Source organism: Streptomyces fodineus (genome assembly GCF_001735805.1).
Taxonomy (GTDB): Bacteria; Actinomycetota; Actinomycetes; order Streptomycetales; family Streptomycetaceae; genus Streptomyces; species Streptomyces fodineus.
This window is the reverse complement of the sequence record NZ_CP017248.1, coordinates 429,649-453,187: the sequence shown is the minus strand read 5'-3', so window position 1 is coordinate 453,187 and position 23,539 is coordinate 429,649. Positions and strand designations below refer to the sequence as shown.

Below are 23,539 nucleotides of genomic sequence, written 5' to 3'. Positions count from 1 at the left end.
GTGCTTCCGCGTGATCGTCACGGGAACTCCCTGTCAGTAGGCGATGCGGTCGGCTTTGGCCAGCCACGCGTCGAACGGCGCCGTACGGTTCGGCAGGTCCAGGTGCTCGACCGACATCGGCCACATCGACTGGGGCTTCTTCTCGAACAGGTCGTAGAAATTGCGGTCGTCGAAGCCGGCCACCGCCGCGTCGTGCCGGTCGGCGGAGTAGACGAGCCGGTCGACGCGCGCCCACAGCGCGGCGGCGAGGCACATCGGGCACGGCTCACAGGAAGTGATCAGGACGCAGCCCTCGAGCGAGAAGGTGTTCAGTTCCCTGCAGGCGGCGCGCATCGCGCTGACCTCGGCGTGTGCCACCGGGTCCAGGGTCGAGGTGACCTGGTTGTGCCCGGTCGCGACGACCTCGCCGTCCTTGGCGACCAGTGCGCCGAACGGGCCGCCGCCGTTGGTCACGCTGTTCGTGGCAAGCGTGATCGCCTTTTCCATCCAGGCGCGCTCGAACTCCTGGATGCTGGTTTCCTGGGTGTGCGCGGTCATGGTGACTCCTTCGTGGAGAGATTTGATATGTGCCGGGTGCGCTGTCCGCGCGGGACGCCGCACCCGGGGTCATAAGGGGCCCGCAGGCGCCGCCGTCAGGTCAGCGCTCGTCGGGAGGCTTCGGACTTGGTGACGAGATGGTTGCCGAGCACGAGGTAGTCGATCTCCGGTCCGAGGAAGCAGTTCAGCGCGTCGGCCGGGGTGCACACGATCGGTTCGCCCGCGACGTTGAACGAGGTGTTGATCAGGCAGGGCACATCGCTGAGTTCCGTGAATTGGCGCAGCAGCGCCGCCAGCCGCGGGGTGTCCTGATCGGTGATCGTCTGCATGCGGGAGGTACCGTCCACATGGGTCGCACCCGGGATCACATCGCGGAACTCCGGCCGCACCGGGAAGACGAACGTCATGGACGGCGAACGCGCTTTACGGCCCATCTCGAATACCTTCGGGGCGTCCGACTCGAGCACGAGCGGTGCGAACGGGCGGAACGGCTCGCGGTGTTTGACCCTGGTATTGATGATGTCCTTGATATCCGGGAAATGCGGGTTCGCGAGGATACTGCGGTGACCCAAGGCCCGAGGGCCATGCTCGATACGGCCCTCGTACCAGCCGATGACCACCTTCTCGGTGAGGAGTTGCGCCACCCGAGCCACGATCTCGTCATCGCTCAGCCGGCTCGACACCACTCGACCGCCGAACTCCCTCAGGGTCTGCTCGATCGCCGAGTCGTCGTATTCCGGTCCGAGGTACGGAGTGACCGGCGGTGCGGGCTTCACCCTGCCGGCGTTGTCAGGGTGACCGACCCAGGCGTGGACCGCGGCGCCGATGGTGATGCCCGTATCGCTGGCGCCGAAACTCACATCCAGGTCGTCGAACCGCGACCCCTCGAACAGCGGGGTGTTGTTGAGGCAGTTCAGTGCCACGCCACCCTCGAACAGCAGGTGGGTCAGATCCGTCTTGGCTTCCCGCGCGCGGAGCTGGTGGCTCGTGACGACGGTCAGCATCTCCTGCGCCGCGGCAGCCACCCGGGCCATGTACTCGAGGCTGTCCTGCACAGGACCGAAATACCGCTCCAACAGGGGCTCGAAGCTGCGCGGGTTGTCCGTCTCAAGGGGCCTGCAGAAGGTGTAGCGGCCGTCCTCGCGCAGTTGGACGATGTGCTCGAGGAACGGGTTCGGTGTCGGGGGCTCGGCGAATCCGGACAGGCCCATGATCTTGTATTCGTCATTGTTGGGCACGAAGCCCAGGTATCGCGTGGTCGCGGCGAACAGGAGCCCGATCGAGTATTCAGCGCCGATGGCCGACTCGTCGAAGACACGGACCCGGCCGTCGCGGATTTCACCGGTCAGCGACGAGAACACTTCGGCGCGGCCGTCACTGACAAGGAACGCGGCGTCCTTCATACCTGCCATGTAGTAGCCGGTCATCGCGTGGGCGAGGTGGTGCGGCACGAACACCACCTGCTCCGGATCGGGGGTGAAGCCGGTGCGTGCGGCGAAATCGGCGAGGATCGCGTCGTGGCTGACGACTTCGGTGAACAACTTGCCCATGTTGCTCAAGAGACCCAGCTTCGCCGCGGGCGCCGTGGGCGCGGAGGTGATGCCCGACAGCATCTGGTCCAGGACCTCGGCGGAGAAGTTCCAGGAGATGGCGGCAAGGTCGATGTCGGAGAATTTCAGCCCGGCGTGTTCAAGGCAGCATTCCACCGCGTTGACCGGGAAGTCGGTGGTCTTCTTCTCCCGGTTCAGCCGCTCTTCCTCCACGGCAGCCACCAACTCGCCGTCCACCAGCAGCGCCGCGCCCGCGTCGTGGCCGAGGAGGTAGTGCCTTTCGGTGCCGACCGCGCCAAAGTGTTCGGCGAAGACTTCCGAAACACGACTGAAGCCGTTGCACCCCAAGACAATCATGGTGATTTCCTTCTCTGTTGCGCAGCCTTCGGGCTACTTGCCGGCCACGAGGTCGCGGATGGTCTCTCCGGCCGCGGGTGCCTGGCACAGTCCCTGGCCGGAGAAACCTGCCGCGTAGAAGAAGGGGCGGGAGGGATGCCGGCCGATGAGGGCGGTCCCGTTCGGGCTGGCGTCGAAGGCTCCGCTCCACCCGCGATGAAGGCGGATGCCGTCGAGCGCCGGGTAGGTGGTGCTGAGCTGGTGTGACAGCCGCTGGAGCCACGCCTCCCGGGATTCGTCCGGGCCGGGGCGGCCCATCCCGACGAGAATGCGGTCCTTCCAGGCTCGGATCCGCAGGCCGGAGGAGGCGTGCAGGGTCATCGGCGGGGTGGCGAGGGGGGTGGCGGGCGGGTCGGTGAGGAGCAGTTCGACGGGGTACGTGGTCACGGGGAGCTCGACGCCGGCCAGGGAGGCGACCGTTCTCGACCAGGGACCGGCCGCGCAGACGATGGTCTCGGCGAGGATGCTGCCCGTGGAGGTGTGGACCTGCCCGTCGGGGTCGATGCCGGTGATGGACGTTTCCGTGCACAGGACGGCGCCGGCGTCCTGCGCGGCTGCGGCATAGCCGCGCACGATTGCGGCGGGATCACAGGCGTAGGCCTCGGGCGCCCAGGCCGCCGCGAGCAAGGCGCGCTCGCTGAGCAGCGGGTTGAGCCCCACCGCCTCGGCCGCGGTCACGAGCTCGACGTCCACTCCAGCGGCCTGCTGGGCGGCCTGGGTGCGCCGGAACTCCTCCACCTGGTGGTCTTCGGTGAACAGCACCAGGAAGCCAACTCGCTTCAGACCGAGGGGAGTTCCCGTTCGCTTGGCGAAGCCGTGATACGCCGTCATGCTGCGGGCGGCCAGGCCGCCGGTGTGGGGGTCGCCGGGAAAGAAGGTACGCACAACGCCCGCGGTGGCCGCCGACGCTCCCGATCCGAGCGCGCCGCGCTCCAGCAGGACGGTGCGGACGCCGGCCTCGGCGAGATGGCACGCGATCGAGGTGCCGACGACTCCTCCGCCGATGACGAGAGCCACCGTATGTGTGGGCAGAGCGCTCATGACTGCCGACTCACTTCAGTAGAGCGCTGTTGGCGCAGGTGGTCTCCGGTGTCCCACGGGAACAGATGCAGGTTCCAGCCGCCCAGGCAGTTGACATAGAGGGCCAGCTGGCTCACCACGGCCAGGAAGTCGTCGCGGTCGAGGCGGTCGAGGCAGGACAGAAAGCGCTGGGTGAAGGCCCACAGTTTCTCCAGACCGCAGTAGCCAAGGAACTCGGCCGGAACCCCGACCAACAGGCGTGCCATCTGGCGCACGGAGTCCATCGGCATGCCACCGACCACGGCCCGGACCAGGCCGCCGTAGCCGGCATATCCCAGCGGGCGCGTCTCACCGTTGACGAACAAAAGGGTGGGCAGGACCGTCTCGAAGCTTCCGGCCCCGGACACAGTTTCTCCAGACCGCAGTAGCCAAGGAACTCGGCCGGAACCCGGCCTTCACCCAGCGCTTTCTGTCCTGCCTCGACCGCCTCGACCGCGACGACTTCCTGGCCGTGGTGAGCCAGCTGGCCGGTATCCACCCCCGGTGCAGATCGGCGAGTTCGAGTGGTTCGGACAGCCAGATCCGCTCGGTCTCGGCGTACACGTCGTGAAGCAGATGGTTCGCGTCGGGGTCGGCGGCGGTCAGACGAGGGATGCTGTGGCCGCCTTCCATGCCTGCCCCGCGCACCTCCACCGGGACCGGCTTCTTCGTGGCGTAGACCGAGTCCCACACCGCATGCCCGGCCTCGGACAGAGCGGGCATGTCCTCCGGCCGGATCCGGCCCACAGGGGATGCCGGCATCGGTTCGGTCACTGTGCCGTACTTGATGCCAAGATGCTGCAGTGCGGAACAGAACACCGTCCCGTCGGGCGCCTCGCGCCGGTCGGCCATCCGGTAGGACGCGGCCAGATGCACCAGCGAGGGGATCGGTGCCACGTGATACAGATGCTGCCCGGCCACCAGCCCGTGTCCCTGCAGACTCTGGTACGGCAACGACTCCCACAGCGCGTCGGCCAGCTCGGGGTTGCGATCGCCGAGTTCGGCGGTAACGGTGATGCCCAGATCAGGCCACGCAATCTCAACACGCCGAGCGGATAACGTCTTGGTCACGGCATACCCCTTCGTGCGGCAAGATGTCAGGAAAATCGAGCAGAGTGGTCGACCGACGGTGCGCCTTCGCTTCAACTCGCACTGCGTCGTTGCGACTTGTACGAGGAGTACACAGGCAACCGAGTGAAGTCAGCCAGGAGCGGAAGACATGAAAGCGTCCGCCGGCTGATAGCGGCTTCTTCGTAGATTTCTACAAGAGGCGGCGGGGTCTGCGGCCGTAGTCAACTCCTAGGAACCAGCGTGATCACGCCGGAAAGCCAGGGTGATGTGTCCGACATCGAGGCTAGGATCGCGTCGACGTTCAGCAATCGAGGTACGGGGGACTGATGACCGGTCAGTGGGAGAGGCTCGGCGAAGCGGACGGCATCGAGGCGTACGTGCACCGGCCGGTGGGTGAGGTGCGGGGCGCCGTGGTGGTCTGCTCCGAGCTGTACGGAGTGAACGCCTACGTCCGCGACACCTGCGCGGAGTTGGCGGCGGCCGGGTACGTTGCGCTGGCCCCCGACTACTACTGGCGCAGCGCTCGCCGTACCGACCTCGGCTACTCCGCCGAGGAACGCGAGGACGGCCTGGTGCTGATGCGCGCACTGGACCGGGACGAGTTGGTGGCTGACGCCTCCGCGGCGCTCGCGGCGGCACGCGCTGAGGCCGGGGAACGCGGCGTGGCGTTCCTCGGCCTGAGCATGGGCGGGCACATCGCGGTGCGGGCGGCGACCGAGCTGCGCTTCGAGCTGGCCGCGGTCTTCTACCCCGGGTGGCTGCTGAACAGCGGCTTTCCGCTGGTCGGCCCGGTGCCTCCGGTGGAGACCAGTGAGCGGATCGCCGCGGGCGGCGCCTTCCTGCTGGGCTTTCGCGGCGAGCTGGACCACATCATCCCGGCCGAGGAGTGGGAGCAGGCCGAGCAGCGACTCACCGAGGCAAAGGTGCCGCACGAACTGGTGACCTACCCGGGCGCCCGGCACGGCTTCGCCTGCGCGGACCGCCCGGCCGACTACGACCCGCAGGCCGGCGCGGACGCCTGGCGGAGGGTGTACGCGGCCCTGGAAGCGCACCTGTAGGGCGCTTCTTTCGGACCATCGCAGCGCTGGCCCGGTGTGTCGTACCGCCGTGGCACGCTCAGGCAGGTCGATTCGTTCGGGTCAACGGGCGGCCAGGTGCCGTGCGAAGAACCTGCGGACCGCGTGGCGGACCTCCGGGACGGAGACGGCCGGACTGACGCTGCCGATCCCCGCGTTTCGCTGCTCCGCCGTCATCAGCCCCGCCGACTGAAGCTGCGGAAGCACCGCCGCACCCCACGGGGTGCCGGCCGGTAGGTGCGGGCAGGCTGAGTACGGCATTGCCCTGGGCCGCTGCCGCAGCGGCGTTCCGGGAGCCGGCGCAGGCAGGGCCGCCGGTGCCGAGCAGCAGCGCGGCGGAGCCCAGCACAGCGGACTTGGTGACGAGGCGTCGGCTGGGGGAGAAGTCACGGGTCATGCCACATGCTGGTCCGCCCGGCCCAGCGCGGCGATCGTTTAGCTTGGAGCCTCAAGGATGGCGCTGTGCACGGCGTCCGTGTCGACACGCGGGGGGCAGTGCTCCGGATCCACTTCGCGCCGGACGACTTCGCGAAGGTCAGCCTCGCGCCCCGGCCCGCCCCGCTCCAGGAGCTCAACCTGGCGCTGGCGACGATGTGCGGCCCGGACGGCGACCTCCTGCACGGACCTTGGCGACGCAAGGCGCTGCGCACCCTGCCGAAGGCGGCGCACCCGCTCGCGGACCTCGTCCCCGCCGGACGGGCGCCGATCTTCCTGGACGTGATGGCGGACTCGCTCCCAGAGGCTCTGGAGCAAGTTCGCTCGGCCCCGGCCCCGGTGGTCCGCGCGGAACTGGAGCGCGTCTACGCGCCCGTGCGGATGCCCGCACCGGCGTGGATCCACGACCTGCGGCGCGGCGACAGCCAGGCCCGGCAGTTGATCCACAGCGCACAGCACGCGGCCTTCGAGGCGTTGCTGGGTCCGGTCTGGGCGCAGGTTCAGGACCTGCACCACGTCGAGTTCGTACGCCGGGCCGTGCAACTCGCCCAGGGCGGTGTCGGCTCGGTGTTGTCCGGACTGGTTCCCGGCGCCCGCTTGCGCGGCAGCGTCTGGGAACTTCCGGGCATGCCCCGGGACGTCCACCTGGGCGGGCGCGGGCTGCTCCTGCTGCCCACCTTCCACTGGTCCAAAGGCCCCATGGTGTCCGACCTCCCGGACACCCCGGTCGCGGTCACCTACCCGGTCGGCCCCGGCCTCCCGCCGCAGCCCGACGGCTCCACCGGCTTTCAGGCACTGGCCAAGGTGATCGGGAACACGCGCGCAGAGCTGCTGCATCTGCTCGCCGAAGAACGCACGACGACCGAGCTAGCCAGGCGGCTCCGTGTCAGCGCCCCGACGGTTTCGGCCCACACAGCGGCCCTTCGTGGCGCCGGGCTGATCTCCACCGAGCGCGTCGGCAAGGCGGTCCTGCACCGGCGCACCGCACTGGGCACCCTGCTGCTGGGGCAGAACCCCTAGGCTGTGCCCGCACGGACAGGGCGGCCACAGCCGTAGGCAGGCGGGTGACGACGGCTGGGCCGTCGCGGACGATCGACGACTCACCGTGACGTCGCCCGGAGCCTCACCGCGCGGTCGGTTTCCAGGGACGGCCGGCGGCGCCGAACCCGTCCCGGCCTGGACCGCTTCTGTCAGCTCGTGACGAGCGGGCGATACCGCAGGTTCACTGCTGCCGAGCGGTCGTCGTCGTTGAGTGGCTCAAGCCGGACGGGGGTACCGCCAGGGTTGTCGAACAGCCGGATTCCTTGGCCGAGCAACACCGGCACTATGTGCAGATCGATCTCGTCGATCAGCCCGCGCTCGAGCAGTTGCCGGCCGATCGTGGGCGAGAAGACCTCGAGGTTCTTGCCGTTGGCTGCTTCCAGCCCGATCCGTACCGCGTCGGCCACGTCGCAGCTCAAGAACGTCACCCCGTTGGCGGGCTGCGCGTCCTCAGGGTGGTGTGTCAGGACGAACAGCGGGCCATGCCAGGCACCGCCGTAGATGGTGCCGGCATCGGGGTACGCGTCCCAGCCGTCTCGACCGCCGAGCACGGCACCGGTCGTCTGGACATATTCATCGAGGAGGCCGGGCCGGAACGAGAAGCCGGTCATCCAGTCCATCGCATGATTCGGCCCTGCCACGAACCCGTCCAACGACATGGTGAAGTGCCAGAGCACCTTTCCTGCGGCAGTCCGGTGTTCCGGGTGCGCCGGTGACGGGGCGGGTGCGATGACGCTGCTCTCAGGGGCCTTGGCGTCCATGGCCATTCCTCTCGTCGGTGTCCGTCGTACCGGTCGACTCGGATCCGCCTTGAAACTCATCGCTTGCGCCAGACCACAATCCGCGCGGGGGCGGCCGCGGGTGTTCCTGGTACGAACGTGGCAGGCATGTCATGCCACGACCGAGTGGCTGAATTCCCAGGCTGAGCAGCGTGTCCGGGCAGGCGGGGCCGCCGGCTCGGTGAAGGTTGGTCCGTGCTGACGTCGTCGGAGGAATCGTGAAGCGTCGTGTACTGGCCGTCTTGGCCGTTGCTGTTGCCGTAGCTGGGCTGGTGTTGTTCGCGGTTCCGTCCGTGGCGCGGGACGGTGGCAGGAGCGCGGAGAGCGACGACTGGAATATCCCGCTCACCAACATCGGCCTGTAGGGACGAACCCAGGCGCAGTGTGCTGCGGGTGTTCAGACGTGACCATTCCTGCCCACATGCGGTCTTCCACCCGGACCGGCTGCGCGGCATCGCATGGCTGTGGCAGCGTGGGATGCGTGCCGGGCCCGTCGCGTCCCCCCGTGGCGACGGGCCCGGTGTCATTGGCCGCAGAGGGCCGACGGACTGGAATGTCGGTGTGCAGGTTCGATTCATGGGGCCCACCAGGCCGGTGTGCACAGCGGCGGCAGCCTCCGCAGCCCCGCTCGACGGTCGGGTCGGCAGCGCCACCCGGGAAAGCAGCGGTCAGCGGCGCCGGGCGATGGTGAGACCGTCCCGCACCGGCAGCATCACCGAGTCCACCCGCTCGTCGGCCGTGATCAGGTCGTTCAGGCGCCGCATCGCCAGGTGCTGTTCCTCCTGGTACGCCGGGTCGAGTACGCGGCCGCCGAGGAAGACGTTGTCCAGCACCACCAGCCCGCCGGGCCGTAGCCGGCGCACGATCTCCTCGTAGTACGCCGGGTAGTTGGCCTTGTCGGCGTCGATGAACGCGATGTCGATGACCGGCTCGGTGTCGAGCGCGTCCAGCGTCTCCAGCGCGGGGGCGATGCGCAGGTCGATCCGGTCGGCGACGCCTGCCCGCTCCCAGTACGGTCGGCCGATCGCGGTCCACTCCTCGCTGACGTCGCAGGCGAGCAGTCGGCCGCCGTCGGCCAGGCCACGGGCGATGCAGAGGGTCGAGTAGCCCGTGAAGACGCCGACCTCGACCGCGAAGCGGGCGCCGGTCAGCCGGGTCAGCATGGTCAGCAGGGTGCCCTCGTCGGAGGAGACCTGCATGTGTGCGGCGTCGGCGGCGGCCTCGCGGGTGGTGACGGCCAGTTCGCCGAGGATGTCGTCGGTCGGTGTGTGGTGGCTGAGCAGGTACCCGCCGACGAGGGGCTCCGTGGGCTCCAGCTCGCCGCCGTCGACCGGGGCGGTCCACTCGACGGCGAGCTCCTCCTGGGTGGCGAAGCGCACCAGGTGACGGGTGACGACGTTGCGGATCCGGGCCAGCGACTCGGCGTCGACCGCGGTCACGGTCAGCTCCAGCCGGTCCGATGCGGGCGTGAGGGTGCAGGTTCCGGAAGCGATCGTGATAGTGCCGCGGCCGTCGGGGCGAGGGCGGTGGCGGCCTTGTGGCCCATGTGCGAGACGAGCTGCTTGACGTAGCGAGCGGATCGGGTGGTGGCGACACGTGCTGTGGCGAGGGGCATCGGACTCCTTGGTCTCCGGGTTAAGCGACGAGAATCCTCGCCACTTCCTTGACGGGGATTCTGCGGCCGAGGCGACGGAGTTGTCAAAAGTGTTTGGATTCCCGGACACTTTCGTCCATGGCAGAAGAACAGCCGCCCGCGCCCGGGAGCGACACCGGCCACGCCGAGCGAATCCGCGACGAGCAGGACCACCTCGTGCTGCGCTCGCCCGAGCAGTTCAAGGCCCTCGGGCACCCGGTGCGTCACCGTATGGTCAACGTGTTGCGCCAGCGCCCGGCGACGCTGCGTCAACTCGCCGACGTGCTGGGGATGAGCAAGGGCACCATCGGCTACCACGTGCGCGTGCTGCGCGAGGCCGGACTGGTCCGGCTGGCCGAGACCCGCCAGGTGCGTGGCGGCACCGAGCAGTACTTCGCGCTGGTCAGTCACGGCTTCAAGGTGCACGAGGACGCGGGGGTCGGGCCTGAGTTCCTGATCAACGCCGCACTCGGCGAGATGCTGCCGAGCCGGCCCGGCCAGGCCTCGCACACCGTGCTGCGCCACCTCTGGCTCACGGACGCCGAGGCGCACGCGCTGGAGGCCCGGCTGCGCACGATGGCCGCCGAGCGGCATCCGGCGGATCCCGGGCGCGGCGAGCCGTACGGGTTGCTGGTCAGCCTCTTCCGCGCCGATGTGCCCAGCCTGCCGCAGGACGACGCATCCTGATCGACCACGGTTCCGGCCGGCCGTGCGGTCGCGTCCCCGGCATCCGTCGCCGGCATCTCCGTTGCGTGGCTGGGGTTGCGGGCTGGCCGCCGACGCGCATGCCCGGCGCGCATGCCGCCCGAGCACCGTAAGATCCGCGCCCGCGCGCAACACGTGACCGTTCGTTCCGACCGCTGGAGCACTGTCACAAGGCATGCCCCAGCGCCTTGTGCTGCGCGGGCGTGGAGACGTGCATCGACGGATCTTGAGCGGCTTCCGCCATGGATCAAGCGTCTAGAAACCTTGACGCTTTTGCGAGGCCGGTGCTCTACTGACGCCGAAACTCAGCTATCCAGGGGGCAGTTGATGGAGCACAGCGAGATCGAACGCATCGTGGCGCAGGTCCGCGAGCTGGTCGCCACCAGCTACGTCTTCCCCGACCTCGGGGAGCGCATCGCCGCCGATCTCGGTGAGACCGCAGGCACCGGCCGGTACGCGAGCGCGGCGAGCCCCGCGGCGCTCGCGAATCTGGTCACCGAGGACCTGCAGCGGCTCAGCGGCGACGGCCACCTCAGACTGATCCACCACCCTGAGCCCATCCCCGACCTGCCCGACGAGGCGGCCTCGGCCGTGGTCTTCGAACAACGCTCACGGATCACCATGAGCGGTATCGGACGGCTCGAACGGCTGGACGGGAACATCGGGCTGCTCCAGATCGAGCCGGCGCTCTTCGGCGCCCACCTGGTCGGCGACGACATCGCCGCAGCCATGCGGATCCTGCGCAACACCAAAGCGCTCATCATCGACTTGCGCGCCTGCATCGGCAGTGATCCCGCAACCGTCGCCTACTTCTGCAGCTACCTGCTGCCGTCCGGCACTCACCTCAACGACGTCTACGACCGCACTGACGACCGCACCACCCAGTACTGGACGCTCCCCCACGTCCCCGGCCCCCGCTACGGCACGGACCGCCCGGTGTATGTGCTCACCAGCCGCCAGACCTTCTCCGGCGGCGAAGAACTGGCCTACGACTTGCGCCACACCGGCCGCGCGGTCATTGTCGGGCGAAACCACCGGCGGCGGTGCCCACCCCCGCATCGGCGTGCGCCTCCACCCCCACCTCGAGGCCGGCATCCCCACCTGCCGTTCCATCAACCCCGTCACCGGCACCGACTGGGAAGGCACCGGCGTCCAACCCCACATCCCAACCACCGCCCAGAACGCACTCGCCACCGCCCACGCCGCCGCTCTCGCCCGCACATCGGACGGCGCTGCCCTCTGAAGCCGACAACTTCCCCGGTCGGAGCACTGGGCGGCTCTGTTGCCACGTTCCAGCCCGATACCCACCCATGCCATTGCCCACGCCGGCCACACGAGGTCGAACCCTCTGGTCGAGAGAATCAGGAGTCGTTCCATGCCCGATGAGATCACGCTGCGCCCGGTGACCGCCGACGATCTCGACCTGTTCGAGCGCGAGTTCAACGGGCCGGAGGGGACCGGCCCGTACCAGTGGTTCGGCTTCGGTTCACCGGCCGGCCTGCGCCGGCAGTTCGCGGAGACCGGCCTGCTCGGCCCCGACGGCGGCGTGCTTTCCGTGGCGGAGGCGGGCCGGACGGTGGGCCGGGTCGAGTGGTTCGCCAGCACCTGGGGGCGGCCCGCCACCTCCACCTGCTGGACCCTGGCGATCGGCCTGGTGCCGGCCGCGCACGGCCGCGGCATAGGCACCCAGGCCCAGCGACGGCTGGCCGAGTACCTCTTCGACCACACCAGGGCCGAACGGCTCCAAGCCTGGACGGACTGCGCCAACCTCGCCGAGCAGCGTGCCTTGGAGAAGGCGGGCTTCGTCAGGGAGGGCGTGCTGCGCTCCGCGCAGTGGCGCGGCGGCCGGTGGCACGATCAGGTGATCTTCTCCATGCTCCGCGCGGAGCGGCCCGGCGGCGAACCGAGGTGAGCACAAGACGGTGATCGACCTGACGTATCATCAGTTCCTGAGGTCGAGCCTCGTCGGGCGCCTTCGTCAAGCGCCTGCCGGAACTGTTCCGCAGCCCGCCGGTCAGCCCCTGTGCAGATCCAGGCGGAGGCGGACGAGGCCGGCGACCTCGCCCCGGACATCTCGGTCGACTCGACGTCCGTGCGCGCGCGCCACCACGCCGCCGGCGCCCGGCAGGCTCCGCCGCCCGTCCTCAGAAAGGGCTTCAGCGCGCCACGGTCGCCAGGACACTGTCTGGTCTGCCGCGCCGGGACAGCCGTCATCAGGTACGCCCCTTGCGGACACGGAATCGCAGCCAGGAAGCGCCAGTTGACCAGTTCAGCGTCGAGCGGGCAGCCTGTCCATCGCTGCCCGAAGGAATGCGTCGGCATCCAGCCGAGGCGACGCAGCGGGAAGGACCACGTGGCAAGTGGCCGATCTGACAGCAGTGGTGGTCGCCGCCGTCGGTGTGGCCGGCACGATGGGTGCACCGCTGCTCACCCAGTGGTCTCGGCGCCGCGAACTGGCGGAGGAGGCTGAGCGCGCGGAGCGCCAACGCGGGCAAGACCGCGATGAGAGGGACTTGCAGCGCAAGCGTGACCTGTACGCGGCACTCAACTCGACGGCCCGTGCTTACCGGACGGCCGCCTACGACTACGTACTGGCTGTCAAGCACGGCGAGAACGCAGACGGATCGGCGCTGGACGCTGCACGTGCTCCTACCGGGATCAGTACGCCCAAGCCCAGATGGTGCTACCGGGGCGCGCTCTGAACGTCGCCTCGGAAGTCAACCGCTGCCTGAGCCTCGGCTACCGGCTGGTGAAGCTCCTTCCCAACCCTGATGACGACCAGGAAACTTGGAGGCGGACGGAGACCTGGTTCGACACCCCGCTTGCGGAGGCGGTCTGGCTGCTGCGGCATGCGCTTCGCGAGGACCTCGGCGTCATCGATGAGTTCCCGGACCTGCCAGAGCGTGTCGAGCAGTTGAGAGCCACCCGGAGGCGTCTTGCCCGGGAGACGGAGGCTGGGCCGCCAAGGGCCTCCTGATGCGCGCCGGGATCGGGGATCGGGGATCGACAACCCCGAGCTGTTCAGGAGGCCCCGCTTTCATGCCCTGGCCGCTGCCGGCCGGCTATGACATCGACCGGTACAGCCGGGTGATGCGCTGCGCCTGGGCGTCCCGCTGAGCGCGCAGGACAGCGAGACGTGCGCAGTTGGCGTGGATTTCCGCTGTCTGGTAGTCGGCCTCCACCGCGAACCACACGCCCACCAGATGGGTTCTGCTCTTGCAGGCCACATCCGTGTTGGCCTGGGATATCTCCGCCTTGGTAGGCGAAGCCAGATCCATCGACGCCAGCTTGGCCGCGTCGAGCGGGGTGGGAATGCGGTAGCCATGGGCGCTCATGCACGCCGACCATGCGGCGAAGACGGCTTTGACCCGGGGGTCGGTACGGGACTTTGCGAAGCTGTCCGCTTTGATCTTGGCGATCAATCCATCGGCCGGAGTTCCAGGCCCGGGTGCCTGGCCCCGTCCGCCGGTGCTCTTCGCGTCCGCCTCGCCCATGCAGCCGCCCGAAGGCACCCGCTGGCCGGCATACCGGACGACGGCGCCGGTTCCGGCAGTGTTCGTGCCGGTCAGCACGGTGCGCTCCGCTGCGGACCGCTTCCGTTTCGCGGCCGGGGCCGAGGCGGCTCGCGTGACGCGTGGAACGTGGTAGCCCCACACGCGCACGCTCGGGGCCTCCGTTATGCCGTACCGCCGGAACAAGACCGTATAGGCGTGTGCGGCCGGTCCGTCCGCCGTCGGCCGTGCACCGACCGGGTAGTCGAAGCCGAATCTCCGCATGCACCTGCTCAGGGCGACGGAATGGATCCAGTCCTGTTCGGCCGACTGCATCGGGGTCAGTAGATAGTCCTCCACCGGCAGGTGCAGGCCGGTGATGCTGGTCGCCGCCGGGGTGGCAGTCACCGCGGGCGGCAGCGTGCGCAGTCCGCCGACGGCCGGCGACGTATGCCCGCTGCACCCCGTGACCAAGGTGGCGGCCGCGATCGCGCAGCAGACCGCGCCCTGGCGGATTCTTCTCAGGACCGTCATGACGTACCTCATCTGCTCGTGGGACGGCTGCTGCTGTAGGGCAGGGCCTGCCGGTGCCGCCCGGTACCCCCGTCCGGGCGGACCCGGCAGGCCCTGGGTTCGTGGTCGCAGGTCAGCCGATGCCCACGCCCGGGCAGTTGGTCGAGTCATCGACGGCGATCGACGCCTCGTTGTTGCGTAACTGGGGGCTTCCGGAGGTGAGGTTGCCGCCGCGGTCGCCGTCGAGCATCCAGTTGGAGTCGCCCGTGTATCCGGGGGAGACCCAGATGCCGACGTGGCACCCGGAGCCGTTGGCGGCCGAGGCCGCGTCGTTACGGACCGGGTGTGAGGTTCCGGAGAAGTCGCCGCTGATCGTGGACACCGCGGTGGCGGTGTACGCCTTCGTGCCGCCCGTGTGGTTGGGCGAGTAGTAGAGACAGAACTCGTACGTGCTCGACACGTCGCAGCTCGACGGACTGGCGAAGCCGTTGGACCCGTCGATCACCGCGCTCGAAGCGCTTGCCTGGGAGGTCGCGAGGCCCAGTGCCGCTGCCGCGGCAGCGCCCGCGATGCCGAGCCGGACCTTCGTCTTGCGAGTCAACATCTGCTTCCCTCCGTGGTCGGTTGTTGGTGACCAGGCGTCATCTGCCATCAGTTCGGGGCACGTTGTGGCCGGGCCAACGAGGCCGAGTTGTCGCCAGTCCGCCCCTGCCTGGGTGCTCTGTGGCGCCCTGCGTCATCGATGTTCAGCTGCCGAGACATTGTTTGGCAGGCCGGGTGTGGCTCCTGAACAATGGCCGGTCGCGATTTTTTGAGGTGACGAGGCCGGGCTCCAGGCTCACGCCGGGCACGTGGCATGGGGTGGCTGGTCCGGCAGGTACGTCGAGCGCTCCTGCGGGGTGAGGTCGCGGCCGAGGGCTTGGCAGATCTTGCTGATGGCCATGGCGGGGGGCGGCAGGATGATGTTCCACAGGCGTACGGTCCCGTCGCCGCCGGCGGTGGCGAGCGTGCGTCCGTCGGGGCTGAACGACACCGAGAGCACGGCGTCGGTATGCCCGGTGAGCGTGGCGAGCGCGTTTCCGGTGGCGGTGTCCCAGAGCCGCACGGAGCCGGCGGCGCTGCCGGCGGTCGCCAGAGTACGGCCGTCCGGGCTGAACACGATCCCGAACACGGGGGCGGCGCGTCCAGGCAGGGTTGTGCGGACACGGTCGGTCTTGGTGTCCCACAGGCGTACCGTGCCGTCGCTGCCGGCCGCGGCCAGCGTGCGCCCGTCGGGACTGAAGGCCACCGACCCCAAGGTGCCGGTGTGGCCGGGCAGGCGTACGCGCAGGCGGCCGGTGACCGAGTCCCACAGTCGCACCGCACCGTCCTCGCCGCCCGTCGCCAGAGTCCGGCTGTCCGGGCTGAATGCCAACGAGCCCATGCCGTTGACGAATGAGTCCGTGCCGACGACGAACTCGGGGAGAGCGTTGCGGAGGCGGCCGGTTTTCGCGTCCCACAGCTGAACCCCGTGTTCCAGGCCACGGGTGGCCAGGGTGCGTCCGTCCGGGCTGAACGCCAGCCGGAACACGTCGTGGGCGTCGCGGGAAAGGCGCTCGCGCAGGCGACCGGTGGCTGAGTCCCAGAGCCCCAAGCCATGGTGCCGGCCCACGGTGGCGAGGGTGCGTCCGTCGGGACTGAACGCCACGGACGAGACGTCGTCGAGGCCCTTGGACAGCGTCCTGGGACGGCGTCGGGCGTGCGCGTCCCAGAGGTCCACCCCACGGCCGTAACCGGCGGTGGCCAGAGTCTGCCCGTCCGGACTGAACGCCACGGAAAGCACCTGTTTCAGGGGCCCGGCGAGAACGGCTCGATTCAGGCCCGCCGCCGTGTCCCACAGGCGCACGCTCTGATCGCGGCCGCCGGTGGCAAGGGTGTGCCCGTCAGGGCCGAACGCCACGGAGAGCACGGTGTCCGTGTGCCCGGGGAGCGTTGCCAGGGTGGCACCGGCGGCTGTGTCCCACAGCCGCACCGTGTTGTCGGGGCTGCTGGTGGCGAGGGTGTGCCCATCGGGGCTGAAGGCCACCGGTGCCATGTCACCGGCAGGGCCGGGCAGGCTGGTGCGCAGGCGGCCCGTGGCCGTGTTCCAGAGTCTCACTGTGTGGTCGGTACCACTGGTGGCGAGGGTGCGTCCGTCCGGGCTCAAGGCCAACGAGTACACGCCCAAGGGGGGTCCGCAGAGGCCCCTTTGGAGCTTTCCGTCGGCTGTGTTCCACAGCTGTACCCCGTGGCCTGTGCCGCCGGTGGCGAGGGTGTGTCCGTCCGGGCTGAACGCCACCGAACCCACTCCTTGGGTCTGCCTGCCAAGGTTCCTGCGCAGCCGGGCGGATGCTGTGTCCCACAGCTGTACCCCCTGGCCATCGCCGGCGGTGGCCAGGGTGCGCCCGTCAGGGCTGAACGCCACCGCGTACGCATCGGCAGGGCCGGGCAGGGTGGTACGGAGGCGGCCCGTGGCCGTATTCCACAGTTGCACCCCGTCGTTCATCGCGGCGGTGGCCAGGGTCCGTCCGTCCGGGCTGAAGGCCATGGACCACACCCATGCGGGGTTCCAGTCCAGGCTTCTCTCAAGGCGTCCCGTGCCGGCGTCCCACAGCCGCACCTTGCCGTCCTCGCCCTCGGTACTGCTGGCGAGGACGCGGCCATCAGGGCTGAATGCCACCGAGGTCACAGCGCCGCGCCGGCCGGTGAGCCCGTGTCGCAAAGGCACAGCGGCGGCCGCGTAAAGGCTCTGCACCGCCTGGGAGGTCGGACTGGTCCGGTAGGACTGGACGGCCAGCAGCGAGGCCAGGTCCGAGTCGGTGTCGATGAGGGCGGACGATTGTGCGGCCAGCTGACGGGAGAGGGCCGTCTTCTGGGCCGAGTCGGCATTGTGCCGCTGCTGCCACGCGACCAGCCCTGCGATGACTGCCAGGACCAGCAGGACGGACAGGGATGCGGTGAGGGCGCGTAGCCGTCGGGTGGTGCGGGTGGCGGCGTGTTCTTCGTGCTCGCGTGCCTGAAGGCTGGTGGTGAGGAAGGTGTGTTCCAGGACCGTCAAGTCCTCGTGGTGTTCCTCGCCGAAGTGTTCCTGTGCGGTGGCCAGGCGGCTGCCGCGGTACAGAGCACCCGGGTCGCAGTCCAGTTCCTCCCAGGCCCGGGCGGCTTCGGTCAGCTTCCGGTGTGTGCGCAGGCGTTCGCGGTCGGCTTCGATCCAGTCGCGCAGCCGCGGCCACGCCGTCAGCAGGGCCTCGTGGGCCAGGTCCACGGTGTCGTCGTCCTGGGTGAGCAGTCGCGCGCGGGTGAGAGCCTCCAGAACCTGAGCGGTACTGGGTCCCCCGATGTCCCGCAGTTCCTCCCGTTCGGCGGGTCTGCGGGTGTCGGGGGTGCCATCGCCCGGGGTGACCAGGCGCAGCAGTACGCGGCGCGCCGCGTCGGCCTGGTCCCGGGTGAAGTGGCTGTAGACACCTTCGGCGGTCTTGGCGATGGCGCCGGCGAGGCCACCGGCGGCTTCGTAGCCGGCCGTGGTGAGCGTCTTGCCGCGGCGGCGGCGCCAGGTCTCCAGCAGTACGTGCGACAACAGCGGCAGTCCGCCCGGGGCGTCGGCGACCTCCTGGACCAGCCGGGAGGTCAAGGCCCGTTCCACGGTCAGGCCGGCCGCGGCAGCGGGTCTGACGATGACGTCACGCAGCTCGGCCGGGCTCATGGGGCCCGCGAGCAGTTGGGCGTCGCGCAGGGCTTCGGCGAGGCCGCGGTGTCCGGCGCAGTGGCCGTAGAAGTCGGCGCGCACGGCGACGAGGACCCGTAATCGGTTCTCGGGCCGACGAGCGGTCAGCAACGCGTCGATGAAACGGGCACGTTCTTCGGGGTCCTGGCAGAGGGTGAAGATCTCCTCGAACTGGTCGACGACGATGAGCGTGTCCGCCTCGGCGGCACCCATGCCAGGAGTGGTGTCGCTGGGTTCGAACACGTGGGCGTGGGTGTAGGCCGGGCGGTCACCGGGCGCGAGTATGCGGATCGCGGCCGGGCGCAGGCCGGCATCCTGGGTGTGCCGGAGGGTGGGGACGAGGCCGGCGCGCAGGAGGGAGGACTTGCCGCTGCCGGACGGGCCGAACACGGCCGCGAAGCGCCGTCGACGTAACAGTTCCAGCAGGTCAGCGGTGAGCCGGTCGCGGCCGAAAAACAGACCGTCGTCGCCCGTCTCGAACCGTGCCAGCCCCTTGTACGGAGGCTCCGTGTGCTCTCCGTCCCCCTCCGGGCCCAAGACGGCAGCCTCGTCCGAGGCCTGTTTCCACCGGGCCTCCCACTCCACCGGGTCGCCCCCGCAGGCTTGCACGTAGGCCAACGCCACCGTCAGGGTGGGCAACTGCTCGCCGGCCGCTGCCTGCGACAGCGTCGTGACCGAATACCCGGCCCGCTGCGCCAGCACCCGGTAGGTGATCCCGCCCGCCTCTGCTCGCAGTTTGCGCAACTCGAACGCGAACCGCTGCACTGGGCCCGCCCCGGGATCCACCGGCCCCTCACGACGTCCCGCCACACTGTCACCCCGTCTGGCCGCCCCCGTACCAGGCCACGCTACGGACCCACGCCACCCCTCAAGTAGATCGTCTCCGGCCATTGTCCGGTCGCCGGAACAGCCCTGCCGAACAAATGCGCCGGCCGCTGAACTCGGTGGCCGTGGAGAAGCCGGATGCCATCGGTGCTGGAGGAGGCCAAGCCGGCCGTAGGTGTTGCTGGTCGGCGACGGAGTCGACGCAGGTCGGGCCGGCTCCGGGCTGGCCCTGGAGACCGCCGATGCGGTCGTGGTCCGCGACGAGCGAGCGACCATCCCCGCTGTCGTCCGTCTCTCCCGCCGAGCGCGCCGCCCGGTCGTGCAGAACCTGGTCATCGCCCCGGTGTTCATCACCGGCTGGTCATCTGGGACCTGGCCGTGACCGTGGAGCACGTCAGCCCCAGCGTGCCGCCGGGGATTGGCCTGACCAGGCAGGGAATCACCGTGCGGGGGTGGAGGCCGGGGCGATCGCTCGGATGACAGTCGCGATTGCGGGGGCCGGTCGCCCGGGAAGCCGGGCCACGAGGACTCGGCGGATCTCGGGGGGTACGCCGTCCACGCGCAGCAGGCTCACACCGTTCGGTAGCACCGCTGACATGCGGGCCGGAACGGTGGTCACACCGAACCCGTCGGCAACCAGCTGCAGTTTCGTCAGCCAGTCGCTCGTGTGGTGGACGATACGAGGCCGCCCGGGCAGGCCCGGCCAGACGCCGAGCTGAGGTTCGGCACCAGATGACGGAGTGGAGATCCAAGGGGCATCGACGAGTTCGTCGACGTGCACCGCGGTTCGCCCGGCGAACATGCCGGTGGTCGGCGCTCCTAGGAGCAGTTCGGTGTCCTCGACCGTTTCGATGTGCAGTCGGGGGGACTCGCCGTCCGACGGCCGGTGCGGCGGGCGGGAGGTCAGTACGGCGATGTCGATCGAGCCCGCGCGCAGGGCCCTGAGCACGCGGGGTGTGGTTCCCTCGCGCGTCGTGACGGTGATGTGCGGGCCGGTTGTCGCAAGGCGTTTGAGCAGGCCCGGCAGGAGCACGGCCCCGGCGCTGGGGAACATCCCCAGCCGGACCACTTCCGTTCGTGAGGAGGAGCCGGCGAGCTCCTGTTCGGCCGCCGCGACGGAGTCCAGGATCGTGCGGGCGTACCGCAGCAGGGTGAGGCCGGCGGGCGTGAGGTGCACCCCGTCGAAGCGGCGCTCGAACAGGACGGCGCCCGCGCTCCGTTCCAGGGCCGCCGCCTGGCGTGAGATCGCCGACTGGGTGTAGCCGAGCTGCGAGGCAGCCGCGGTGAAGCTGCCCGACTCGGCGACCTGCCGCAGAACCCGCAGAGCCGTACTGGAGAAGTCCATGCGCACTACGCATACCACGGATGCCGGATCGTCGCTGGGCGCATGCCCGTCTCGCTCCTAGCCTCAAGACCGACCCTCAAGGAGGCCGGCAGATGCGAGCAGCAGTCCTGACAGAGTTCGGTGCCCCGCTCACGGTGCAGCAGATACCCGATCCCCAGCCGGGCGGCGGCGAGGTGGTGGTCCAGGTCCTTGCGTCCTGTGTCCTCCCGTACGCCGAGGAGGTCTTCGGCGGTCGGCGCCGGTACGCCCTCGAACTCCCCGTCGTCCCGGGCCCCGGTGGCGTGGGACGGATCGTGCACGTCGGCCCGGACGCCACCCGGCTGCGCGTCGGCGACCTGGTGTGGTGCGACTGCACGGTCCGCTCGCGCGACGACGCGCTGACCCCCGACATCATGCTGCAGGGCTGGAGCTCCCGCGGCACCGGCGGCGCCAGGCTCGCCCGGCACCTGCACGACGGGTCGTTCGCCGAGTTCATGCGGGTGCCCACGGAAAACGTCCATCCACTGCCCACGGAAGCGGGGGACAACCCGGCGCGCTGGTCCTCCCTCGGGGTGTACGCCATCCCTTACGGAGGATTGCTGGCGGGCGGCCTCGCAGCCGGCGAGACGCTGCTCGTCAGCGGGGCCACCGGCAACCTGGGCAGCGCCGCGGTCGCCGTGGCACTCGCGATGGGCGCGGGTCGGGTGATCGCGCCGGGCCGCAACCGTGCCGTGCTGAGCCCGCTCGCCGACCGGTTCGGCGAGCGGGTACGTCCGGTGGAACTGACCGGGGACGAGACGACCGACCGCGCGGCCATGCGCGCTGCCGCCGACGGCCCGATAGACGTGGTGATCGATCTCCTCCCGCCCGCCGCCCGAGCTCGGCGGTGCGGGCGGCGGCCATGACCGTTCGCGAGTACGGCCGCGTCGTCCTCATGGGCGGCGTCGGCATGCTCGGCGGTACGGACCTCGCCCTTCCCTACCCGTGGATCATGCGCAACTCGGTCACCGTGCGGGGGCAGTGGATGTATCCGCGCTCGGCGAACGCCGGCCTGATCCGACTCGTCGCCTCGCGTGCGCTCGACCTCGATCCCGAACGGGTACGAACCTTTCCCCTCGCCGCCGTCAACGACGCCATCGAGTACGCCGCCGCGCATGGCGGGCCGTTCGACCGCACCGTTCTCACCCCGCCCACCGGGTGAGGAAGCCAGGGAGTTCCCTGGCCGGGCCGGCCTCTCGGGGTCTGTTCGGCCGGCAGCGGGGCACGGGCTTCGGGCCGCGTGGTGCCCTGTCGTCGAGGCTCAGGATGACTGCGGGCGCTGCAGTCCCCGGAGAAGCAGGTCGATCAATCGGCGGGGATCGTAGCGGGGGTCGTCGTCACGTCCGATGCAGAGATTGCCGATGCCGCGCATGAGCTCGTACGGCTGCGTACCCGGCCGGATCTCGCCGGCGTCGACCGCGGCGCCGAGCAGTTGCGCGCAGACGGGCTCCAGGCGGTCGACGAAGTAGGTGTGCAGCGCGGTGAAGCCGCTGCTGTCCGACTGCGGCGCGTTGGCGAGTCCGTGCTTGGTGACCAGGAAGTCGACGAAGAGGTCGATCCACTGACGCAGCGCTGCGAGAGGGGAGTCGGCACTGGCCAGCAGGTTCGGGCCGGCCTCGGCGCATGCCTCGACCTGGTGGCGGAAGACGGCGACGACCAGATCCGCACGTGTCGGGAAGTGACGGTAGATCGTCCCCAGCCCGACGCCGGCTTTGGCCGCGATCTCACGGATCGGCGCATCGATGCCGGAGGTGACGAACACCTCGGCGGCGGCAGCGAGCAGCGTCTGCTGGTTGCGCCGCGCATCGGCCCGCTTGCTACGGGCCGGCACCTGCCCGGACTGGCCTGCAGGGGGCACCACGCACTCCTTCCGATGATGACCGTTGACGAAGCGGAACAGTGTTCCGTATGTTTTAAGCGGAACAGCGATCCGCTTCTCACTCTAGCCGAAGCCGGACGCTCCCGCGCGCCTGCCTGCCGCCGGCCGACAGCAGGCGCCGTCGAAAGGACCTGCACATCGTGACCACAACGACTTCCACCGCCGACGCCTTCGGCTCGCCCACTCCCGTCCTCTCGTTCAGTCCGCTGGTGCTGCCCGTGCCCGGACGCCCCGTGGACCTTCAGGCGCGCGTCTCCGCACCCGTGACCGGAACCGACCTGCCCGTCCTCCTCCTCTCCCACGGTCACGGCTCCTCGAACCACCTCTCCTCGCTGAACGGCTACGCGCCGCTCGCCAACTTCTGGGCGGCACACGGCTTCGTCGTCATCCAGCCCACCCACCTCAGCTCCAGGACACTGAGTCATCTGCACACCGGCACCGCCGGAGCATCCCTGTTCTGGCGCTCACGCGCCGAGGACATGAAGCACATCATCGACCTCCTCGACGTGATCGAGGGCACCGTGCCGCAGCTCGCCGGGCGCATGGACCACAGCAGGGTCGCCGTCGCCGGACACTCGCTCGGCGGCCACACGGCCAGTCTCCTGCTGGGCGCACGGCTCACCGACCCCGACGACGGAAAGGAAGCGAACCTCATCGAGCCCCGGATCAAGGCGGGTGTGCTGCTGGCAGCACCCGGCAGAGGCGATGCCCTGAACGGGCCACGGGCGCAGACCGCGTCGTTCTTCCGCACGATGGACTTCTCCACGATGACCACACCCGCGCTGGTCGTCGCCGGCGACAAGGACGACTCCCGGCACTTCACGGACATGGGCCCGGACTGGCACGCCGACCCCTACCACCTCGCTCCCGGCCCCAAGAGCCTGCTCACCCTCTTCGACGCCGAGCACGGACTCGGCGGGATCTCCGGATATGACGCCGCCGAGACCACGGACGAAAACCCCGAACGGGTGGCGGCGGTAGGCCGGCTCACCTGGGCCTACCTCCGCACCCAGCTCTACCCCGCGGACTCCGCCTGGCAGGCAGCGCGTGACGCACTGACAGCCGGCTCCAACCCGTTCGGACGTGTCGAATCCAAGTAGGCCGATCAGGACCGCCTTCGACGGCAGCCGCGCCGGGGTCCCCGCCGCGCCTCAGCTGTTGGTAAGGGCGCGGTCGAGGAGAGGGAGAGCAGGCGGTCCCAGTGGCGTTGCAGCGCGGAGGGGTTGAAGGCGTCGGTGTCGGACATGGTGAAGCCGTGGATGCCGTCGGGCGCGTCGGTCACCAGGACCTCGGTCGGAATCTGCAGCGTCTTGATGGGAATGGTGGATCTTGCTTCCTTGGACTGACAAGGCAGCGCTGGATGGGAACTGACGTAGCGTCGGTGCAGGTCAGTGAGTGCGGGGCCGGGGAGGAGGGCAGGCCGACAACCGGCAATTTTGACGGC

20 protein-coding genes and 3 pseudogenes are annotated in these 23,539 nt (G+C 69.6%); 9 read left to right on the top strand and 14 right to left on the bottom strand.

Annotated features, from left to right (window positions below; all coding sequences use genetic code 11):
* Positions 1–33: 33 nt before the first annotated feature.
* From BFF78_RS01995 to BFF78_RS01975, 5 genes are all read right to left on the bottom strand, one after another.
* Complete coding sequence (locus BFF78_RS01995; protein WP_069776665.1) at positions 34–537, bottom strand: nucleoside deaminase; 504 nt, start codon at positions 535–537, stop codon at positions 34–36.
* 95 nt (positions 538–632) lie between these two features.
* On the bottom strand, positions 633–2,444 hold the full coding sequence (locus tag BFF78_RS01990; protein ID WP_069776664.1) for a carbamoyltransferase family protein: 1,812 nt from the start codon (positions 2,442–2,444) through the stop codon (positions 633–635).
* A gap of 33 nt (positions 2,445–2,477) precedes the next feature.
* Complete coding sequence (locus tag BFF78_RS01985) at positions 2,478–3,524, bottom strand: NAD(P)/FAD-dependent oxidoreductase (protein ID WP_079161105.1); 1,047 nt, start codon at positions 3,522–3,524, stop codon at positions 2,478–2,480.
* Entirely contained in the window at positions 3,521–3,910 is a 390-nt protein-coding gene (locus BFF78_RS01980; protein ID WP_237282538.1) for a cucumopine synthase-related protein, read from the bottom strand. Before BFF78_RS01980 ends, BFF78_RS01985 begins: the two co-directional genes overlap by 4 nt.
* Positions 3,852–4,613 carry a hypothetical protein gene (locus BFF78_RS01975; protein ID WP_227025669.1) on the bottom strand — a complete coding sequence of 254 codons (762 nt, stop codon included), beginning with the start codon at positions 4,611–4,613 and terminating at the stop codon, positions 3,852–3,854. The genes BFF78_RS01980 and BFF78_RS01975 overlap by 59 nt, the downstream gene beginning before the upstream one ends.
* A 326-nt stretch (positions 4,614–4,939) precedes the next feature.
* Between BFF78_RS01975 and BFF78_RS01970 the strand changes: the two genes are divergently transcribed.
* Entirely contained in the window at positions 4,940–5,671 is a 732-nt protein-coding gene (locus BFF78_RS01970; RefSeq protein WP_069776663.1) for a dienelactone hydrolase family protein, read from the top strand.
* Positions 5,672–5,752: 81 nt separating this feature from the next.
* Here the strand turns inward: BFF78_RS01970 and BFF78_RS01965 are convergent, their stop codons facing one another.
* Positions 5,753–5,896: a hypothetical protein gene (locus tag BFF78_RS01965; protein WP_193433393.1), complete on the bottom strand. Its 144-nt coding sequence runs from the start codon at positions 5,894–5,896 to the stop codon at positions 5,753–5,755.
* A 255-nt stretch (positions 5,897–6,151) separates the two neighbouring features.
* Here BFF78_RS01965 and BFF78_RS01960 point away from each other — a divergent pair, with 255 nt between their 5' ends.
* The gene (locus BFF78_RS01960; RefSeq protein ID WP_335755300.1) at positions 6,152–7,144 is read left to right on the top strand and encodes an ArsR/SmtB family transcription factor; all 993 of its coding nucleotides are present in this window, start codon (positions 6,152–6,154) and stop codon (positions 7,142–7,144) included.
* A gap of 170 nt (positions 7,145–7,314) precedes the next feature.
* Here BFF78_RS01960 and BFF78_RS01955 read toward each other — a convergent pair whose 3' ends face one another.
* On the bottom strand, positions 7,315–7,926 hold the full coding sequence (locus BFF78_RS01955; RefSeq protein WP_079161104.1) for a dihydrofolate reductase family protein: 612 nt from the start codon (positions 7,924–7,926) through the stop codon (positions 7,315–7,317).
* Between the two features lie 686 nt (positions 7,927–8,612).
* The gene (locus BFF78_RS47335) at positions 8,613–9,668 is read right to left on the bottom strand and encodes a DUF2218 domain-containing protein (RefSeq protein WP_079161103.1); all 1,056 of its coding nucleotides are present in this window, start codon (positions 9,666–9,668) and stop codon (positions 8,613–8,615) included.
* Between the two features lie 8 nt (positions 9,669–9,676).
* Here BFF78_RS47335 and BFF78_RS01945 point away from each other — a divergent pair, with 8 nt between their 5' ends.
* The 4 genes from BFF78_RS01945 to BFF78_RS01930 all read left to right on the top strand — a co-directional run bounded on the left by BFF78_RS01945 (position 9,677) and on the right by BFF78_RS01930 (position 12,984).
* Entirely contained in the window at positions 9,677–10,264 is a 588-nt protein-coding gene (locus tag BFF78_RS01945; RefSeq protein ID WP_079161102.1) for a winged helix-turn-helix domain-containing protein, read from the top strand.
* 345 nt (positions 10,265–10,609) lie between these two features.
* Positions 10,610–11,668: a S41 family peptidase gene (locus tag BFF78_RS01940; RefSeq protein ID WP_227025668.1), complete on the top strand. Its 1,059-nt coding sequence runs from the start codon at positions 10,610–10,612 to the stop codon at positions 11,666–11,668.
* Entirely contained in the window at positions 11,658–12,194 is a 537-nt protein-coding gene (locus BFF78_RS01935) for a GNAT family N-acetyltransferase (RefSeq protein WP_069776661.1), read from the top strand. The genes BFF78_RS01940 and BFF78_RS01935 overlap by 11 nt, the downstream gene beginning before the upstream one ends.
* Before the next feature lie 448 nt (positions 12,195–12,642).
* On the top strand, positions 12,643–12,984 hold the full coding sequence (locus BFF78_RS01930) for a hypothetical protein (RefSeq protein ID WP_069776660.1): 342 nt from the start codon (positions 12,643–12,645) through the stop codon (positions 12,982–12,984).
* 360 nt (positions 12,985–13,344) lie between these two features.
* Here BFF78_RS01930 and BFF78_RS01920 read toward each other — a convergent pair whose 3' ends face one another.
* The 3 genes from BFF78_RS01920 to BFF78_RS01910 all read right to left on the bottom strand — a co-directional run bounded on the left by BFF78_RS01920 (position 13,345) and on the right by BFF78_RS01910 (position 18,793).
* A complete protein-coding gene (locus BFF78_RS01920) occupies positions 13,345–14,307 on the bottom strand; it encodes a hypothetical protein (RefSeq protein ID WP_069776658.1) in 963 nt (320 codons plus the stop codon).
* A 112-nt stretch (positions 14,308–14,419) separates the two neighbouring features.
* A complete protein-coding gene (locus BFF78_RS01915; protein WP_069776657.1) occupies positions 14,420–14,890 on the bottom strand; it encodes a peptidase inhibitor family I36 protein in 471 nt (156 codons plus the stop codon).
* A 234-nt stretch (positions 14,891–15,124) separates the two neighbouring features.
* A complete protein-coding gene (locus BFF78_RS01910) occupies positions 15,125–18,793 on the bottom strand; it encodes an nSTAND1 domain-containing NTPase (protein ID WP_069776656.1) in 3,669 nt (1,222 codons plus the stop codon).
* A gap of 235 nt (positions 18,794–19,028) precedes the next feature.
* On the opposite strand from BFF78_RS01910, the pseudogene BFF78_RS01905 reads away from it, so the two are divergent.
* Positions 19,029–19,333 (top strand): annotated as a pseudogene (locus BFF78_RS01905) (heavy metal translocating P-type ATPase); the annotation flags it as partial.
* On the opposite strand, the gene BFF78_RS01900 reads toward BFF78_RS01905, so the two are convergent.
* A complete protein-coding gene (locus BFF78_RS01900; protein ID WP_069776654.1) occupies positions 19,293–20,198 on the bottom strand; it encodes a LysR family transcriptional regulator in 906 nt (301 codons plus the stop codon). The pseudogene BFF78_RS01905 and the gene BFF78_RS01900 overlap by 41 nt on opposite strands.
* Before the next feature lie 92 nt (positions 20,199–20,290).
* On the opposite strand from BFF78_RS01900, the pseudogene BFF78_RS01895 reads away from it, so the two are divergent.
* Positions 20,291–21,378: pseudogene (locus tag BFF78_RS01895) on the top strand (alcohol dehydrogenase catalytic domain-containing protein).
* Between the two features lie 99 nt (positions 21,379–21,477).
* Here BFF78_RS01895 and BFF78_RS01890 read toward each other — a convergent pair.
* Entirely contained in the window at positions 21,478–22,074 is a 597-nt protein-coding gene (locus BFF78_RS01890) for a TetR/AcrR family transcriptional regulator (RefSeq protein ID WP_069776653.1), read from the bottom strand.
* A gap of 161 nt (positions 22,075–22,235) precedes the next feature.
* Between BFF78_RS01890 and BFF78_RS01885 the strand changes: the two genes are divergently transcribed.
* Positions 22,236–23,195, top strand: a complete 960-nt coding sequence (locus BFF78_RS01885; RefSeq protein ID WP_069776652.1) for an alpha/beta hydrolase family protein — start codon at positions 22,236–22,238, stop codon at positions 23,193–23,195.
* Between the two features lie 51 nt (positions 23,196–23,246).
* On the opposite strand, the pseudogene BFF78_RS47740 reads toward BFF78_RS01885, so the two are convergent.
* Positions 23,247–23,365: pseudogene (locus tag BFF78_RS47740) on the bottom strand (dienelactone hydrolase family protein); the annotation flags it as partial.
* Positions 23,366–23,539: the final 174 nt, after the last annotated feature.

What these genes read in the sequence shown, in the direction of transcription:
- BFF78_RS01995 (WP_069776665.1), bottom strand. Translation starts at nt 537, where the DNA reads ATGACCGCGCACACCCAGGAAACCAGCATCCAGGAGTTCGAGCGCGCC.
- BFF78_RS01990 (WP_069776664.1), bottom strand. Translation starts at nt 2,444, where the DNA reads ATGATTGTCTTGGGGTGCAACGGCTTCAGTCGTGTTTCGGAAGTCTTC.
- BFF78_RS01985 (WP_079161105.1), bottom strand. Translation starts at nt 3,524, where the DNA reads ATGAGCGCTCTGCCCACACATACGGTGGCTCTCGTCATCGGCGGAGGA.
- BFF78_RS01970 (WP_069776663.1), top strand. Translation starts at nt 4,940, where the DNA reads ATGACCGGTCAGTGGGAGAGGCTCGGCGAAGCGGACGGCATCGAGGCG.
- BFF78_RS01955 (WP_079161104.1), bottom strand. Translation starts at nt 7,926, where the DNA reads ATGGACGCCAAGGCCCCTGAGAGCAGCGTCATCGCACCCGCCCCGTCA.
- BFF78_RS01945 (WP_079161102.1), top strand. Translation starts at nt 9,677, where the DNA reads ATGGCAGAAGAACAGCCGCCCGCGCCCGGGAGCGACACCGGCCACGCC.
- BFF78_RS01940 (WP_227025668.1), top strand. Translation starts at nt 10,610, where the DNA reads ATGGAGCACAGCGAGATCGAACGCATCGTGGCGCAGGTCCGCGAGCTG.
- BFF78_RS01935 (WP_069776661.1), top strand. Translation starts at nt 11,658, where the DNA reads ATGCCCGATGAGATCACGCTGCGCCCGGTGACCGCCGACGATCTCGAC.
- BFF78_RS01920 (WP_069776658.1), bottom strand. Translation starts at nt 14,307, where the DNA reads ATGACGGTCCTGAGAAGAATCCGCCAGGGCGCGGTCTGCTGCGCGATC.
- BFF78_RS01915 (WP_069776657.1), bottom strand. Translation starts at nt 14,890, where the DNA reads ATGTTGACTCGCAAGACGAAGGTCCGGCTCGGCATCGCGGGCGCTGCC.
- BFF78_RS01900 (WP_069776654.1), bottom strand. Translation starts at nt 20,198, where the DNA reads ATGGACTTCTCCAGTACGGCTCTGCGGGTTCTGCGGCAGGTCGCCGAG.